The sequence below is a fragment of the Saccharibacillus sacchari genome (genome assembly GCF_037722395.1).
GTDB classification, from domain to species: Bacteria; Bacillota; Bacilli; order Paenibacillales; family Paenibacillaceae; genus Saccharibacillus; species Saccharibacillus sacchari_A.
The window spans coordinates 40,388-57,097 of sequence record NZ_JBBKAR010000061.1; the positions used below are offsets into that span (position 1 = coordinate 40,388).

Sequence of the window (16,710 nt, forward strand, 5' to 3'; positions counted from 1 at the left end):
GCTCCTTTTTCTATGGGAAATGATAATCTTAGGCGAACTACAGATGCTTGGACGGTGCAACGACGTTGAGAGCCGCGGCTTATGCGCCGCTTCCTTAATCCGTTACACCTTCAGATCCAGCGGATGCTGGCGTCCTACGTGATACACGTACACTTTGGTGCGATACAGATCATTACATACCGCTACCGAAGTCGGCTCCCAATCGTCGAAAGCGAAAAACACGCTCACAACTCTCGTTCCGCTTTCCGCGCGCTCGCGCAATACAGGCCCGAGACGACGCATCGCAGCGGGGTGCAAATAGCAGACGATCAGATCGACATCGGCATATGGATACTTGAATAAATCCCCCCGCCGAAACACCAATCGAGACTTAGGCAAGCGATTGGCCAAGGCCAATAAACGCGAACCCCATAACGGCACAAGCGAATTCTCCACTCCCGTCACCCGGCACAAAGGAAAACGTCTCGCCAGATTGATCGCCAGCGTCCCGAAACCGGAACCCGCCTCGACGATCCGGCTTCCTTCCGGCATGCGATCGATCTCTCGCATGACCATGCTCCTTACCGGCCTACTGGTCGGCATAGGCGTTATTCCGTTGCGAACACTTGAGATAAAAACCAATAAGATCAGTACAAGTACAACTGCCGCTAGTGACCAACTCAAGATTAGGTAAAAAGCGTGCAAAGAACCCCTCCTCGCCGTTTGTTCTCCGAACTTTCTCAAACTTACTTCTTCATCATACCCTTTTTTTCCCGTAAATACCTTTTCGATTCTTATTCAGCGGATTACGCTTGTCCGAATCACATATGCTCTAAGTGTTGAAAAGATACATTTTCATTTTCTTTCTGTATTTTCTTGAATTATGCCGACTTTCTTGCGAGAATCGGAGAGATGAGTTTACACGAAAGGAATGAAGGATTTGCACGTCAAAACTTGGCGCAGCGGTATATTGATGCTGCTGTGTATGTCGGCGGGGATCGTCGACGTTATCGGTTATATTCATTTGGGACGCGTTTTCACAGCGAATATGACCGGGAATATCGTTATTCTCGGAATGTCGTTCGCTCATGTCGCGGAATTGTCCTTCCTGCGGGCGGCGTTGGCTTGTATCGGCTTTATCGTGGGGAACGCGGCGGCGGCGATTTTGCTTAGCGGCGGGAAAGCGAAAGGCTTCTGGCCTGCGCGAATTACCCTGATTCTGTTTATCGAATTGGCGTTCTACTTCATCTTTGCCGCGCTGGCCGGTCCGGTGATGAGCGAGACGCTGCTGCATGTGTTGATTTTGCTGCTTAGTAGCGCAATGGGCATGCAAACGACTGCCGCCCGCAAGCTTGGGATCGCGGGGATTTCCACGACGGTTCTGACCAACAATCTCGCGAGCGTCATCGAGGATTTCGTGGCCTTTTTCCGGAAAAGATTCCGTCTTAAAGAGAAAGCTTCGAAGATCGGCGGCGAGACCTGGCTACGTTTTACGGCGGTGGTGATTTATTGCTTCGGGGCGCTTGTGGCGGGGGTTGCGGAGATCCATATGCCATTCAGCGCGATATGGATTCCGATTTTGGTGATGGTGATTATTTTGGTTGTGGTGTTGAAAATGTTTCGGGGATTGGACGAAAACGGCGAGCGGCGGGTTCGTTAAGCCGGTTTTCGGAAATCCTGTTCGTTTGGAAAGCTTGGGCGCTGCGGGGAAAATTCATTGATTGCTTTACTACCAACATAAGGCCTTTCCAATCAGCTTAAAAAAGCTGCTCGATCAAGATTAAAAAAGACTGCTGCGCTAGGCCGTGTACGCAAACTCAACGCCGTGCATCTTGACCTATCTTTTCGCCCTCTGCCGGATTCGTACCTAAACCGTGCACGATTCCAGCGACGCCGCGTCATTTTCCCTTGACGTGCCCCGGCACGCCTTCGGAAAAATTCCTTGTCGAGAACGAAAATCCAGCTCAATCTGCTCCCGGCGGAGTTTGCATACACGCCCCAGGAAGCTTACTTTGTAAACGCAGCTTTTCTTACACATCGAACGGAACCGTTAGCGGCTCCGTTTTTTTGATATCAACTGAAGTGGGCTTTTCCAAAATAAGCATCCCTTTTTGGTATAGCTTTTGTAAAACGATATAACTACGGATACGAAAAATAAGCAACGGGGGTGTTACTTTTTCTTCCATCCTTTTAAACTGGGAACAGAAACGGACAATTGATTTTAAATCATGGCGCATAGGCGTTCCCGGGAAGGATGATTTCATGGAAAAATGGGTGGCAAGACTGGCTGAGTTGAAAGATACGATGGTCGAATGGAGACGTCATTTGCACCGCAATCCGGAGTTATCGTTTCAGGAAGCGGCCACGGCGGCTTTTGTCGCGGAGACGTTGAGCGGGTTTGGGGGGATTGAGGTACGGACCGGAGTTGGCGGAAACGGTGTGGTCGGAACGATTACAGGCGGGAAGCCTGGGCCGACGATTGCGTTGCGGGCGGACTTCGATGCGCTGCCGATTCAGGACGAGAAAGACGTGCCTTACAAATCGACGGTGGCGGGCGTGATGCACGCTTGCGGACACGACGGGCATACGGCTTCGCTGTTGGCGGTGGCGCAGGTGTTGAGCGAATACCGGGATGAGTTGGCCGGAAATATCGTTTTGCTGCATCAACATGCCGAAGAAGCGCCGCCGGGCGGAGCGAAAGCGATGATCGAAGACGGTTGTTTGGACGGGGTAGACGAAGTCTACGGGATCCATCTGGCTTCGCTTCAACCATACGGTTCGATCGGGTACAAGCACGGCTTTTTGACGGCCAGCGCCGATCTGTTCGAGATTCTGGTTCAGGGCAAAGGCGGACATGGCGCGTCGCCGCATCATTCGATCGATGCCGTAGCGCTTGGAGCGCAGCTAATTACGGAACTTCAACTTCTGGTCAGCCGCCGCGTTGATCCGATGCACCCTTCCGTGCTAACCGTCGGTTCGTTCCATGCAGGCACGACGCATAACGTAATCGCCGATCAGGCCAAAATGACCGGCACGGTGCGTACGTTCCAGGAAGAAGCACGCGATAAGATTCAGCAGGGCATCACCGCATTGAGCGAAGGGTTATGCCATTCGTTCGATGCGACATGCGAAATCGATTATCTGCGCGGCTATCCGGCGACGTTCAACCATGAGAAAGAAACCGACGAAGTCATTCGCATCTTGACCGATAGCGGCATCGCCAAGCTGGTTGAGCTTCCGGCGATGATGGGCGGCGAAGACTTCTCTTATTATCTTCAGGAAAAACCGGGAAGCTTCCTGATGGTCGGCGCAGCATTCGAAGATCAAGAAAACTTCCCGCATCACCATCCGAAGTTCGATTTCGACGAACGGGCGCTGATGATGTCGGCCAAGGCGTTTCTGGCGATCGTGGACGGGAGATTGAATGCGGTGCCGGAAGCGGAGACAGCGGAAATCGCTTCGATCTAACTCTCGGTGCGCACAATGGCAAGCTCGACGTGCAGAAAACGAAAACAAATCGAACGAAATAAGCGCTCAAATACACTTATTTCGTTCGATTTGCTTCCCGGTTGTCAAGTAAGTGCGGATATACATCTATTTCACGAAAAAACGCGTAAACGATCAAAATAAGGAGAAATTAAGTGTATATTCGTATTTATTCTCCCAAATTAAAAGAATTAGAGACAATTAAATGTATATTCGCATTTATTTTCAAAATCCAATTATAGAGATTCGAGCTTGGCTTTCCTTACGTCCTCCCGATCCGCGCCGAAAGCGTCTTGCGACGCGTTTCGAAAAAATGGACTTCGGAAATTTTTCCCGTTTACGCATAATTTTCTCGACAGAAAAGCCGAGTTCCCAAGAACTCGGCTTTTCTTATTCGCAACAATTCCGTTTCTACAACCCCAGCCCTTGCCTAAACTCCCTTGGCGTTTTGCCGAATCTGCGCTTGAACGAACGGGTGAAGTTTTTGGGGTTCTGATACCCCACCGCTTCGCTGACCTCGTATGTCCGGCAGTCACTCGATTCCAACATCCCCGCCGCTTTGGACATCCGCACGTCGTTCAGGTATTCCGAGAAATTGATGCCTGTCTTCTGTTTAAAATATTTGCTAACGTAAGTGGGATTCATCCGCACCGCCAATGCCGATCCTTCGAGTGTGGCTTCCGAACAATTGCCGTCGATGTATCGCATAATGCGCAGGATGATCGGATCGGAAGCTCCTTCTTGCAAAGGGAACGAGGGTCCGTCCGTTTGCTCGGGTTCCGGTGATAAGGCGGTTTGCGCTTCCTGATCCATCGCTTCTTTCAGCGTCGTGAATGTATCTTTCAACTCTTGGTACCGCGTCGGTTTCAGAATGTAACTACGCACCCCGAATTCCATGGCGCGGCAAGCCGCGTCGAAATCCCGATGCGCGCTTAGAAACACGATGCGCGGAGAGGTCTTTTGTCTATGCAAGTATTCGGCCACCTCAATACCGGTCATGACCGGCATCATCACGTCGCACAGCAGAACATCGACAGAGTGACAGCCGATATATTCCAGCGCTTCAAGCCCGTTTTGCGCAAATCCGTCTACTTCGAATCCCAGTTCGCTCCACGGGAAGTAATTTCCCAATCCATGTCTGATTTCCGCTTCGTCATCCGCAATCAGCAGCTTATACATGCACCAACCTCCTTTTTTTGATCGATTATATAACACTGTTAACCATTCTACAACCAAGAAAATTGCAGAAACATCACATAATTCTTTCATTGTGATTTGATTTTTGGGGAATAACGATTTGCACCAGCGTTCCTTTTCCTTCGCGGCTATAGATCCGAAGTCCGTATTGTTTTCCGTAAGCAAGCCTTAACCTTTTATGGGTATTGGATACGCCGATGTGCGCAGATTGTCCAAAAGGACCTTCTAATTTGCTTCGTAGTTCCTGTAGCTGTCGAGGCGTCATGCCGCGGCCATTGTCAAACACGGATAAGCGCAGCATGCCTTTATTCTCATAAATTTTGATTTTAATAGCGCCTCCCTGCCGTCCTCGAAGACCGTGGATCACACTGTTTTCGACCAAAGGCTGTAGCAGCAGCTTCAAGATCCGAATATCTTCCCCTTGAGCACGACAGTCCCATACCACGTCAAAAGCCTCGCCGCTCCGCATAAGCTGAATCGCCAGGTAAGATTCGGTGTAGCGAATTTCTTCCTCGATTGTGACTTCCTTTTCCTCCAGATCCAGCGCGCCTTTTAAAATTTCTCCGAGCTGCTCGATCATTTGCGTCAGTTCGTTATCCATGCCGCCCGCCAGCGCTGCCGCTTTCCATTTCACCGTTTCCAGCGTGTTCAGCAGAAAATGCGGATTCAACTGCGATTGCAAAGCGCTCAGTTCCATCAGTTCATTGACCGCTTTTCTCCGGGCAAGCTGCGTTTTCAAATACTTTTTCTCCAAAAAATTCGCCAGGATCTGCTGCACGATATATGCGTTGACGTCATGCTTCCCCGCTCTCGCGGCAGGCTCGGCTCCTTGTTCGGCATCATGCAGCATATCCACGATATGCCGAATATTGCGAACGTTGCGCCGGGCAAAAAGCAAACTTACCGCGATCGCGGCCAAAACGGACAACAACACGGCGATCCCCGTATACAGCGCGAGCCGAATCGGCAGTTCGTATAAAGCCGCTTTCGGCGTGACCGAAACGAAGTGCAACCCGTACGCCGGCGATTGCAGTTCCGATACCTCGTACCCCAAGGCGGTTTCGCCGTATAGCCGTTCGGGATGAAAAGGATCGAACGATGTTCGAAGCGCAAACGACGGCGTATCCGACCCGTCGCCGCGAACGATCACCTGCCGCTGCAAATCCGTGATCAACAAATGTTGGTCGGCGGAGGTCGGCAGCAGCGCAAGCTGTTCTTTCAAATAATCAAGCCGAACGTTCAACACGATTACGGCATCGTTTTTCCCTTCGATATCAAGCATCTGATACAGCGAAATGACGTCCGTACGAAACGTAGCCAATCCGTATTTGTCGAAAGAACGCGGTTCGCTCCATTGCTTGTCTTTGCCCGCGTCGCGATGAGCCGTGTAACTCTCGTACCAATCCGCGTCATAGGTGTCGTCGAACGCCATCGTCCCTCCGGTCGTGGAAGAGATGAAGCGGCCGCGATTATTTTCTACATAAACGTAAATCGATTCAATATAGGGCCTTGCGATCGCCGGAGAATCGATGAAGTTTTTGAATGAAGCCAAATCCCGGTAATCTTCGGCGCTCGGCAACGGTTCATTGAGCATTTTTCGCAAACGATCGAATTCGAGCGCGCTGGAAACCGCGTGCATATGCAGCGTATCCAACTCCTCGAACAACAACTCCACGTTTGACTGCATCCGCTCCAGCACATTTTGGTTGGCCGCCTGCGCTTCGATCCCTACGTACCGCTGAATGATCGAGATCGATAATCCGCCCAACATAACAAGCGGAATCAAGACAGGCAACATGAAAGAAGAAAGGTTGCGAATAAAAAACGTCTTGTAAACTTTCTTCACACCGATCTCTCCTTCTTTTGTCGTTATATGACGCTTTACGTCGATTATAGCTTTTTGCGCTGCAACGTTAAAGCATAAAAAACGCACCCTTTGCGTAAGTAATGACACTTTTTTCGCGTTTCATCTGACTTTCTCTGCAAACCAGGACCCAAAAACCAATCCAAGTTACTTTCAGAAAATAGAGCTTCTCCTTACAATGAGGACATCAACGAAAGCTATCCTGACATAAGAGAGGAGCCAGATGCGATGAACGATTTGCTCGAAGTAGATGGAATTGAAACGGTGTTTCGCACGGAACGCGGGGAAGTGACTTCAGTCGATGGCGTCAGCTTCCGTCTGAAGGCAGGCGAGACGCTCGGCATCGTCGGCGAATCGGGCTGCGGCAAAAGCGTCACCTCACTCTCCATTATGCGATTGCTCGGCAAGACCGGCTCGATCCGCAAAGGCGAAATCCGGTTGAACGGACGCAATATCACAGGACTTGCCGAATCGGCTATGCGTCAAATTCGCGGCAGCGAAGTGTCGATGATCTTCCAGGACCCGATGACGTCGCTCAATCCGGTATTCACGATCGGCAGTCAATTGGTCGAATCGATCATGCTGCATCTGAACGTAAAAGGCAAAGCGGCACGCAACCATGCGATCGAGATGCTGCGCAAAGTCGGCATATCGCGTCCGGAAGAGATCATGGACGAATATCCGCATAAGCTGTCCGGCGGCATGCGCCAACGGGTGATGATCGCAATTGCTTTATCCTGCGAACCCAAGCTGCTGATCGCCGACGAACCGACCACCGCGCTAGACGTGACTATTCAGGCGCAAATCCTTGATCTGATGAAAAAGCTGCGGGAAGAAACCGGAACGGCGATCATGCTAATCACCCACGATCTGGGCGTCGTGGCCGAAATGGCCGACCGGGTCATCGTTATGTATGCGGGACAAGTCGTGGAAGAAGCAGACGTGTTCACATTGTTCGACAAGCCGCTGCATCCGTACACCACGGGCCTGATGGGTTCGATCCCCCACCTCGACGGCGATGACGAAGAAACGTTGGCTTCGATTCCGGGTACCGTGCCGCCGCTGCAAAATATGCCTTCCGGCTGCCGCTTCCATACCCGCTGTTCGTTGGCGACCGAGAAATGCTTCGCCGAAGCGCCTCCGCTGCTCGAATTGGCCAAAGGACACCGCGTACGCTGCTGGGTTGCTCAAGGAGATGCGGAAGCCCCGAGTGCAGCTCCGGCTCCGGCTTCAGCTACGAAAGGAGTGACGACATGATTGAATTTGAAGAAATGCCGATGGCGGCTGTTCGACCGGACACGGTTGATACTCTGCTGCGCCTGGACGGACTCACCACCTATTATCCGATTCGCAAAGGATTGCTGGGACGGGTCAAAGGCCATGTGAAAGCCGTCGACGGCGTCAGCCTGGATATTCGCGAAGGCGAAACATTGGGGCTTGTCGGCGAATCCGGCTGCGGAAAATCGACGATCGGCCGTACGATTCTAAGGCTGGAGCAATCGACGGGCGGACAGATCATGTATCGGGGCGAAGACATCACACGCTACTCGATCTCGAAAATGCGGCCGCTGCGGACCGAGATGCAAATGATTTTTCAGGACCCTTTTTCCTCGCTTAATCCTTGGATGCGGGTTCGGGACATTTTGAAAGAACCGATGCTCGCGCATGGCAAAGCAACCGCCGCCACGGCGGAAGCCGAGGTGGATCGCTTGCTGGACGCCGTGGGGATTCCCCGCTCCTACAAAGACCGTTACGCGCATGAATTTTCCGGCGGGCAGCGGCAACGGATCGGCATTGCGCGAGCGTTGTCGTTGAATCCCAAATTTATCGTCTGCGACGAACCGGTATCCGCGCTGGACGTATCGATTCAGGCTCAGGTTCTTAACCTATTAAAACAACTGCAAAAGGATCTGGGCCTGACCTATTTGTTCATCGCTCACGGACTGGGTGCGGTCAAATACATCAGTACGCGCATCGCGGTGATGTATCTCGGCAAAGTGGTCGAGATCGGCACGAAAGAAGAGATCTTCCGCAATCCGAAGCATCCTTACACCAAGGTCTTATTGAATGCTTATCCGGTTCCGAACCCTCACTTGCGCGGAAGGGAAAAGATCGTGGTACAAGGAGATGTTCCTTCCCCGGCCAATCCGCCGTCCGGATGCCGGTTCCATACCCGCTGTCCGTTTGCACAGGAGCTTTGCCGACAGGAAGAACCGCCGCTTGCGGCAGATTCCAACGGACATGCGGCAGCGTGCCATTTCACGTTTTAAATAAGCCCGTTTCGCCGGCATCGGCAATGTTCGACGCCATATAAACAAGGAGGGATTTCGCATGGTGACTTATATTGCGCGGCGGCTGCTGATTTTTATTCCGGTGCTGCTCGGTATTACGATCATTAACTTTATCATCGTCAATATGGCTCCCGGCAACCCGGTCGATATGTATATCGATCCGAACATGTCGCCGGAGATCGCCGAAGCCAAAAAAGAAGCGCTGGGGCTGAACGATCCGCTGTTCGTTCAGTACATCAAATGGCTCGGCACGCTGCTTACCGGAGATCTCGGTTACTCGATGAGTTCGTACGCGCCCGTGGCGCAGCTTGTCGGCGAACGCATCATGCCGACCGTCACGCTCGGCCTGGCGGCTCTGGTATTGGCTTTGCTGATCGCCGTTCCGCTCGGCATTCTCAGCGCTTTGAAGCAAAACACCAAAATCGATTACCTCGTTACCGGGCTGTCGTTTATCGGCACGTCGATTCCGAACTTTTTTCTCGGGCTTGCGTTGATCTACATCTTCGCCGTCAACCTCGGCATCTTGCCGACGGGCGGGATGCAAAAGCTCGGCGGGGACGGCGGCTTCGGAGACCGGATGGTGCATATGATTTTGCCCGCGATCGTGCTGGCGACCGCAATCGCCGGACGCAAAGTCCGCTATGTTCGCGCCAGCATGCTGGACGTGCTGAAGCAGGATTATCTGCGCACCGCCCGTTCCAAAGGCGTGCACGAATTTTGGGTCACGAACAAGCATGCTTTGCGTAACGCGCTGCTGCCGGTCATTACCGTGGTCGGTCTGGAAATCCCGATTCTGCTCGGCGGCGCCATCATCACGGAGCAGATCTTCCAATGGCCGGGCATCGGCCAGTTGACGCTCCAGTCGATGATGTCGCGCGATTATCCGACGATCATGGCACTGAATCTGATCGCCGCGATCGCCGTACTCGGCGCCAACTTGTTGACGGATATTCTGTATTCCGCAGCCGATCCCCGGATCAAGGTCGGTTAAATCCTTATTCGTCCGCAAAGAATCAATGGCTTCTTTGAACGCATTGCGCCATAATCGTCTATTTAAAAAAGGCTATCGCCCACTTTCAGGAGGTGACGTTCATGTCTTCAACCAAGCTTCAGGCATTGGCTTCGACGAATGTGCAGAACCTGGCGCAGGTACAGGCCGAACATTCGGAGAGCCGGTTCCGCCAAGTCTCGCGCCGCTTTTCCAAAAACAAAATGGCCGTGATCGGATTGATCTTCTGCATCTTGCTGTTCGCCGTCGGCTTGTTCGCTCCGCTGCTTCAGCCTTACCCGCCCGATCAGGTTACGGGCGACTTCTCCGCTCCGCCGAGTTCCGCGCACTGGCTCGGCACGGATCAGATCGGACGCGACGTGCTTAGCCGATTGATTTCGGCAGCTCAAGTCTCTCTTCTCGTCGGCTTCGCTACGGTAGCCATCTACGTCGCTTTCGGCACTGTGGTCGGATTGTTGTCCGCTTATTACGGCGGCTGGATCGATACGCTGGTCATGCGGATCACGGATATGTTCATGGCGTTCCCTTTCATGATGGTCATTCTTGTCGTGGTCAGCGTCGTCGGGCCGAGCTTGTTCACCATTATCGCGGTGCTCGCGCTGTTCTCCTGGCCAAGCATCGCCAGGTTGGTACGCGGTAGCGTTCTATCGCTCAAACAGGCCGACCATGTACGTGCGGCCGTCTCGCTCGGCTTGAAGACGCCGCGCATTATCCGGCAGCATATTTTCCCCGGCGCGTTGGCTCCGATCATCGTCAATGCCACGTTCGGCGTCGCTTCGGCGATCCTGACCGAATCGGGACTCAGCTTTCTCGGCATGGGCGTACAGCCGCCGACCGCAAGCTGGGGCAATATGCTCAGCGAAGCGCAGTCCATTTCCGTGCTGAGCGGTCAGCCGTGGCTGTGGCTGCCGGCCGGCATGGCGATCTTGCTGACGGTGCTGGCGATCAACTTCGTCGGCGACGGCCTGCGCGATGCGCTTGATCCGAAGCAATAAGCTGTAACACCTTTAACCTTTTGCCGTATCGAAAAGCCTTACCCGGTGTTTCCTGTCCGAACTTTTGCGTTTTCTATCCGAACTTTTACAGGGGGTCAACGAAATGACGAAAAATAAAAAAAGATTTACGGGATTGCTGCTGACCGCAGCTTTTGCTCTGACCCTGTCGGCCTGTGGAGGCAGCGGATATACGACTACAAACGAAGCCGCCGCGACTGAATCGTCCTCTTCTTCGTCAGGCAGCGGCACGGCGGTAATCGGCATCGTCAACCCGCCGACAACGCTCAATCCGATCAACCCCAACGATACCGCTTCGACCCAGGCCATTTCGATCATGAACGACAGCCTGATGGTGGTGAACGACAAGCTGGAGTTCGAACCCCGCCTGGCGGAATCGATCGAAACGGAAGACAATCAGACGTTTACGGTTCACTTGCAAGACAAAGCGGTCTGGAACGACGGTACCGACTTTACATCCAAAGACGTCGAATATACGCTGGGCATGATCGCCGCTCCGGCCGTAACGACCAACATTAACCTATCCTTTATCGAAGGGTTGAACGACTCTGGCAAGCTTGACGAAGGCCAGGCCGCGATCTCGGGTTTCGCTGCTGTCGACGACAAAACGTTCACGATCAAAACCAAATACCCGGTCGAGATCACCTATTTCAACGATAACTTCAGCGGTAAAGTCCGTTTCCTGCCTCAGCATGTGCTGAAAGATACGGCTCCAGCGGATCTGGACACCAGCCCGTACATGCAAAACCCAACCGTCTCGATCGGGCAGTTCAGCTTCGTCAAATTCGCGAAAGACCAGTACGTGCAGTACAAAGCCAACGAAAGCTACTACCTGGGCGCGCCGAAGCTGGCCGAACTGTACGTCAAAATCCTAACCGCGCCGAACATGGTCGCGCAGCTTCAAACCGGCGAAGTGGACGCGAACATGGACCGCACGGGCTTGATCCCGGTCGAAGACTTCGAAAAAGTCTCCAACATGACCAATGTGACGTCTTCGTTCTCGCCGATCAGCACGCCTGTCTCCGTCATGTTCAATGTGCAAAAAATGACCGATCCAAAGGTACGTCAAGCGCTCGAAATGGCGGTTAACCGCCCGCAAATCGTCGACAAGCTGCTCAAAGGCAACGGCGAGATCGTCGACAACATGCTGCCGAGCACGCATCCGTTCTACGATAGCAGCGTCGAACCGTACGCTTACGACCCGGACGCCGCGAAAAAATTGCTGCAAGAAGCCGGATGGGACTTCAGCCAGGTCATCCACTTCTCGATCCCGGTCGGCAACAAAGTCCGCGAGCAAGCTTCCGAACTGGTCGCGGCAGATTGGAAAGCGATCGGGCTGCAAGTCGAAATCCAAAAGTTCGATTTCCCTACCCTGCTGCAAAAGCTCGTGTCCAACGATTACGAAGTCGGCGTCGTGACGATCCCTTACACGGCCGATCCAAGCTCGGTATTCAACTACTTTACGCCGTCGAGCGCCATGAACTTTACCGGAATCGACGATCCGGAACTGACCGGATTGATCGAACAAGGCGCCAAAGAAACCGATACGGCAGCGCGCAAAGAAGCGTATAACCAGGTCCAACAGTACTTCCACGAAAACGTCCCTCAATTCGCGATGTACGTCGATAACCTGATGTCCGCGCAATCGAACAGCCTCAAAGGCAAAGTCGGTCCGGACATGTTGAACAACGTTTATCTCTGGGAGAAGACTGAATAAGGGAAGCAGCCTTTCGGTCGGCTGTGAAAATCCGGTTCGCTAAAGGCTTAGGGCTGCGGGAGAAATTCGTTCAAGACACTGTCTCACCAGGAAACGTCGATTAGATATTTAGTAGAATGTTTCCCGGTTCAAAGGCGTCTTTCACTGAATTTCTCCCTCCGCCTGCGCTTCGCTCGCTTTATTTTTTGTATCAACCGGGCTGCCGCCCTTTTTTTGAGAAAGTAGGTGTTGCATATGCGTCTTGCGGAAAAGGTATCGGAATTGGTCGAACGGAAAAAAAAATTGTTCACGGACGCCAGCGATCGGGTATGGGAATTCGCGGAGATCCGGTATGAGGAGTTTCAATCGGCGGAGTTACTCAGTCGGGTGTTGGAGCAGGAAGGCTTTTCGGTAGAGCGGCAGTCGGCGGGGATTCAGACGGCGTTCGTCGCCAGCTTCGGCAGCGGCAAGCCGGTGATCGCGCTGCTTGGCGAGTATGACGCGTTGGCGGGGTTGAGTCAGCAAGCGGGACTGGACGAGTCCGATCCGGTTGCGGCAGGCGGGCATGGACATGGATGCGGACATAATCTGCTCGGAACGGGCGCATTGGCTGCGGCTGTTACGGTCAAAGATTATATGACGGCAAACAAAGTTCCGGGCACGGTACGTTTCTACGGGTGTCCGGCCGAGGAAAGCGGTGCGGGCAAAACGTTTATGGCGCGAAAAGGACTGTTCGACGACGTGGATACGGCCATCACCTGGCATCCGGGCACAAGCAATGCGATCATGCAGGTGACATCGCTGGCGACGACGACGGTACGTTTCCGCTTTTTAGGAAAAAGCACGCACGCCGCGGCGGAACCGCATTTGGGTCGAAGTTCGCTGGATGCGGTCGAGCTGATGAGCGTCGGCGTGAATTATATGCGTGAGCATATGATCGATCAGGCGCGTATCCATTATGCGGTGCTGAATACGGGCGGAAGCGCGCCGAACGTGGTTCAGTCTGAAGCGGAGGTGCTGTATTCGATCCGGGCTCCGAAGTCGGCGCAGGTACGCGAATTGTTCGAGCGGGTGAAAGACGTGGCCCGGGGCGCGGCACTGATGAGCGGGACGAAAATGGAGTTTTTCGTAACGGGAGCAACGTCCGATCTGATTCCGAACCCGACGCTGGAACGCGTCATGCACCGTCATATGGAACAAATTACGCCGCCTGTGCCTTCCGCTGAAGATATCGCGTTCGCGCGGCGTATTTTCGCTTCGATTCCCGAACCGGACAAGCAATCCGCGGCCAGCCGGATGAGTCGGGAAAAGGCAGCGGCTTTACGGGAAAATCCTTTGTTGCCGGAATTGGATCCGCTGATCGACGGCAGCGTGCCGCTGTCCGCTTCGACAGACGTCGGCGACGTGAGCTGGCTCGTGCCTACGATCCAGTGCACGACCGCGACCTGGGCTTTTGCCACTCCCGGTCACTCCTGGCAAGCCGTGTCGCAAGGACAATCCCCTCATGCGCACAAAGCAATGCTGTATGCCGCGAAAGCGATGGCCGCTACCGCGATCGAAGCGTTGCTTGATCCTGAGCTGATCACTGCGGCCAAGCAGGACCTGATCGTTCAGTTGGCGGGCGAATTTTACGTTTGCCCGATCCCGGACGATGTACATCCTCCTCAACCGCAAAATCCGGCGGCCGCGCGGGAAGCTTTGACGGTATCGTCTTAATCCTACACCCATCCACGTAAAAAAGGCCCGAAGCGTATGATTCGATCCAATCGAATCGGTACGCTCCGGGCCTTTTTCATTATCCATTCTACTCGCTTATTCAAAAATCCGATTACTTCGAATCTTCGAGGAAGCCTTTTTCAAAAATACCAAGCAGGTTCTCCAACGTCGTCGGATCGCTATACGAAGACGCTCTCGATTCGAACTCGATCACATGCCCTTCTTTAACAGCCGGAATCTGATTCCAGACCTCGGAGCCGATAATCTCGTTGCTTGCATCCAGCCTGCGACTGACCAGTACGAAATCGCCCAGATATTCCGGCAGCACTTCGAGCGACAACGAATAATAACCTTCTGTCGATACGGCTTCTTTTACCTTCTCCGGCATCTTCAGTCCCATCGCTTGATACACGATTTCCGTGCCGCGTGCCCAACTGTCGCCCATAACGAATGCGCTTTTGCCGTCGATTTCGATAACGGATACCGTCACGTCGTCGCCGTATTTCGCTTTGATCTTTTCTCCGGCATCCGCCGCTCTTTTGGTGAAATCGTCTACCCAGGCTTGCGCTTCGTCTTCTTTGCCCAGCAGCTTGCCGATCTCGACTTGTTGGTCCAGATAATTCAGCTTGCCCCATGTGTATACGACCGTCGGCGCGATTTTGCTCAATTGATCCAGATTCTTCATATGCGATCCCGCAATAATCAGATCCGGTGCCAAAGCGGCTACCGTTTCCGGTTGTTCTTCGGATACGACCGCAACGTCCTTCAGTTTGTCGGCGAACAGCGGATTTTCTCCCGTCCATTGATCGACACCGATCGGCGCAACGTCCAACGACAGCACGTTAGGCGCGTTCGTCAACGCTACGATGCGTGTCGGATTGGCCGGAATCTCCACAGGTCCCGTTTCCGATTCATAAGTAACCGTTCCCGATGACGTTTCTTCCGTAGCCGCAGGTTCTGTCGTTGCAGCCTCTGTGCTTTTCCCTGCCGCGGCTTCGGTTGTCGGTTCTGTGGCTGCTCCTTGTTCGGTCTGCGCATTGCCGCAAGCGCTCAGCACAAGTACGAATAACAGCAAAAGCGCCGCTACCCAGTATGTATTCTTTTTCATCGCTCAGATGTCCCCCCGGAGTCTATGTTGTTGGTATGGACAGTGATAACCGTTATCATATCCAAAAGAAGTGTATGTGCTGGAAAGACGAATGTCAATATAGGGAGCGAAAAATAGGATTCACACGGGTGACGGCAATTTTCCAGAGAACGTCGTGCCAAGCGAAGCCGCAAATCGATGCAACGCCCGTTCCACGCTCGCCCGAATTTCCGAGTCGTCCCCTTCGCCGTCTTCCCACCACCATTGCTTGATCGCAAGCGGTTCGGTTCCTCGCTGCTTCTCCGGCTCGAACCGCGCAACGAATCGACCGTCGGCCGCTACGGGGAGCACGTAATAGCCATACCTGCGCTCCGTTATCGGTTTATAGACTTCCCACAGATAATCAAAACCGAACAATTCCCGAATCAGTTTGCGATCCCACAACAAATTGTCAAGCGGCGCCAACACGCAGGCTCTTATCGAAGCAGAACTGGATTCCGCAAGATTTCCTTTCGCCGATCCAATCGACAAGGAAGCTTCCAATAGCGGGATATCGCCGGAACGAATATACAGCGGATGAGTCAGCCCCTTTACCGCGACCTCCGTAATTTCACTTCGATCAATCAGTGCGGCAAATGCGGCCTGTCGCTGCGGCGCTTTGATCCCTGTCATCAGCAGCGCGTCGCTCGGGCGGTTCCACAGCAACCCTACACTGCCGATCCGGCGCAGGAGGTACCATTCATAATAAGCAGCATCGTCGGAAAAAGGATCGGACAGACCGTAAAGCTCTTTCGGCACGATGCGCTCGGCCAGCTCATAGTATTTGCGGCCGGACGTTTTATGATGCACGACCAAGCGGCCTGCGAAATACGAACCTTCCAACGCCGCGCGAGACAGTCGGGTTGGCCCCCATGCCCAGTCGACCTTTTCGTTATATTGCAGATCCGCCGAACACAAAGGGCCGCGCTGCGCGATCTCGTCCAATGCCGCTGTCGCCGCCGCGGGATTGGACTGGAACCAGGCTTGGTGCTTGCGGCGATGACGTTCGAAATACGGCCAGTCCTCCATCGGAAAGATTGCCATGTTTTTGTCCCAGTAATCGACCAGACTCCGTTCTTCATACAGCAATTCCCACAGCATCTTGCGCTCAAAATCCGAAATTCTCGATTGCAGCACCAGCTCGGGGTTGGTACCCACGACATTCAGCGGATCGAACTGAATACAGCCGACCCGGCGGATATAATCCAGAATGCCTGCTTTGCCTGCCGCATCGAAGGTATGCGACAGTCCGTGATAATCGAATAAAAAGCGCCTGGTCTGTTCAACGGTCAACTCAATCGCTTGCTGTGCCATCGGTTCGCCTCTTCTCTTT

Annotated in this window: 13 protein-coding genes; 8 read left to right on the forward strand and 5 right to left on the reverse strand. The window is 53.3% G+C overall.

Translation table 11 applies throughout. From position 1 onward, the window contains the following. Window positions 1-102: 102 nt before the first annotated feature. Window positions 103-549, reverse strand: coding sequence for a class I SAM-dependent methyltransferase (locus WKI47_RS24665; RefSeq protein ID WP_340229864.1), 447 nt, complete (start codon window positions 547-549; stop codon window positions 103-105). Between the two features lie 370 nt (window positions 550-919). Between WKI47_RS24665 and WKI47_RS24670 the strand changes: the two genes are divergently transcribed. Together WKI47_RS24670 and WKI47_RS24675 are read left to right on the forward strand one after the other, a co-directional pair. After that, a complete protein-coding gene (locus WKI47_RS24670) occupies window positions 920-1,639 on the forward strand; it encodes a YoaK family protein (protein ID WP_340229865.1) in 720 nt (239 codons plus the stop codon). Between the two features lie 602 nt (window positions 1,640-2,241). Then, window positions 2,242-3,447 (forward strand): amidohydrolase, encoded by a 1,206-nt coding sequence (locus tag WKI47_RS24675; protein WP_340229866.1) that lies wholly within the window; start codon window positions 2,242-2,244, stop codon window positions 3,445-3,447. Window positions 3,448-3,876: 429 nt separating this feature from the next. Here the strand turns inward: WKI47_RS24675 and WKI47_RS24680 are convergent, their stop codons facing one another. Continuing rightward, window positions 3,877-4,644, reverse strand: coding sequence for a response regulator transcription factor (locus WKI47_RS24680; RefSeq protein WP_340229867.1), 768 nt, complete (start codon window positions 4,642-4,644; stop codon window positions 3,877-3,879). Between the two features lie 73 nt (window positions 4,645-4,717). Next, window positions 4,718-6,508: a sensor histidine kinase gene (locus WKI47_RS24685; protein ID WP_340229868.1), complete on the reverse strand. Its 1,791-nt coding sequence runs from the start codon at window positions 6,506-6,508 to the stop codon at window positions 4,718-4,720. Between the two features lie 246 nt (window positions 6,509-6,754). On the opposite strand from WKI47_RS24685, the gene WKI47_RS24690 reads away from it, so the two are divergent. From WKI47_RS24690 to WKI47_RS24715, 6 genes are all read left to right on the forward strand, one after another. After that, entirely contained in the window at window positions 6,755-7,783 is a 1,029-nt protein-coding gene (locus WKI47_RS24690) for an ABC transporter ATP-binding protein (protein ID WP_340229869.1), read from the forward strand. After that, entirely contained in the window at window positions 7,780-8,796 is a 1,017-nt protein-coding gene (locus WKI47_RS24695) for an ABC transporter ATP-binding protein (RefSeq protein WP_340229870.1), read from the forward strand. Before WKI47_RS24690 ends, WKI47_RS24695 begins: the two co-directional genes overlap by 4 nt. 61 nt (window positions 8,797-8,857) lie before the next feature. Then, the gene (locus WKI47_RS24700) at window positions 8,858-9,808 is read left to right on the forward strand and encodes an ABC transporter permease (protein WP_340229871.1); all 951 of its coding nucleotides are present in this window, start codon (window positions 8,858-8,860) and stop codon (window positions 9,806-9,808) included. A 101-nt stretch (window positions 9,809-9,909) separates the two neighbouring features. Further along, window positions 9,910-10,821 carry an oligopeptide ABC transporter permease gene (opp4C, locus tag WKI47_RS24705; RefSeq protein WP_340229872.1) on the forward strand — a complete coding sequence of 304 codons (912 nt, stop codon included), beginning with the start codon at window positions 9,910-9,912 and terminating at the stop codon, window positions 10,819-10,821. Window positions 10,822-10,924: 103 nt separating this feature from the next. Beyond that, window positions 10,925-12,556 carry an ABC transporter substrate-binding protein gene (locus WKI47_RS24710; RefSeq protein ID WP_340229873.1) on the forward strand — a complete coding sequence of 544 codons (1,632 nt, stop codon included), beginning with the start codon at window positions 10,925-10,927 and terminating at the stop codon, window positions 12,554-12,556. A gap of 234 nt (window positions 12,557-12,790) precedes the next feature. Then, window positions 12,791-14,251: a M20 family metallopeptidase gene (locus tag WKI47_RS24715; RefSeq protein ID WP_340229874.1), complete on the forward strand. Its 1,461-nt coding sequence runs from the start codon at window positions 12,791-12,793 to the stop codon at window positions 14,249-14,251. 112 nt (window positions 14,252-14,363) lie between these two features. On the opposite strand, the gene WKI47_RS24720 is transcribed toward WKI47_RS24715, so the two are convergent. Then, window positions 14,364-15,359 carry an iron-hydroxamate ABC transporter substrate-binding protein gene (locus tag WKI47_RS24720; RefSeq protein WP_340229875.1) on the reverse strand — a complete coding sequence of 332 codons (996 nt, stop codon included), beginning with the start codon at window positions 15,357-15,359 and terminating at the stop codon, window positions 14,364-14,366. Window positions 15,360-15,479: 120 nt separating this feature from the next. After that, the gene (locus WKI47_RS24725; protein ID WP_340229876.1) at window positions 15,480-16,691 is read right to left on the reverse strand and encodes a winged helix-turn-helix domain-containing protein; all 1,212 of its coding nucleotides are present in this window, start codon (window positions 16,689-16,691) and stop codon (window positions 15,480-15,482) included. Between the last annotated feature and the right edge of the window lie 19 nt (window positions 16,692-16,710).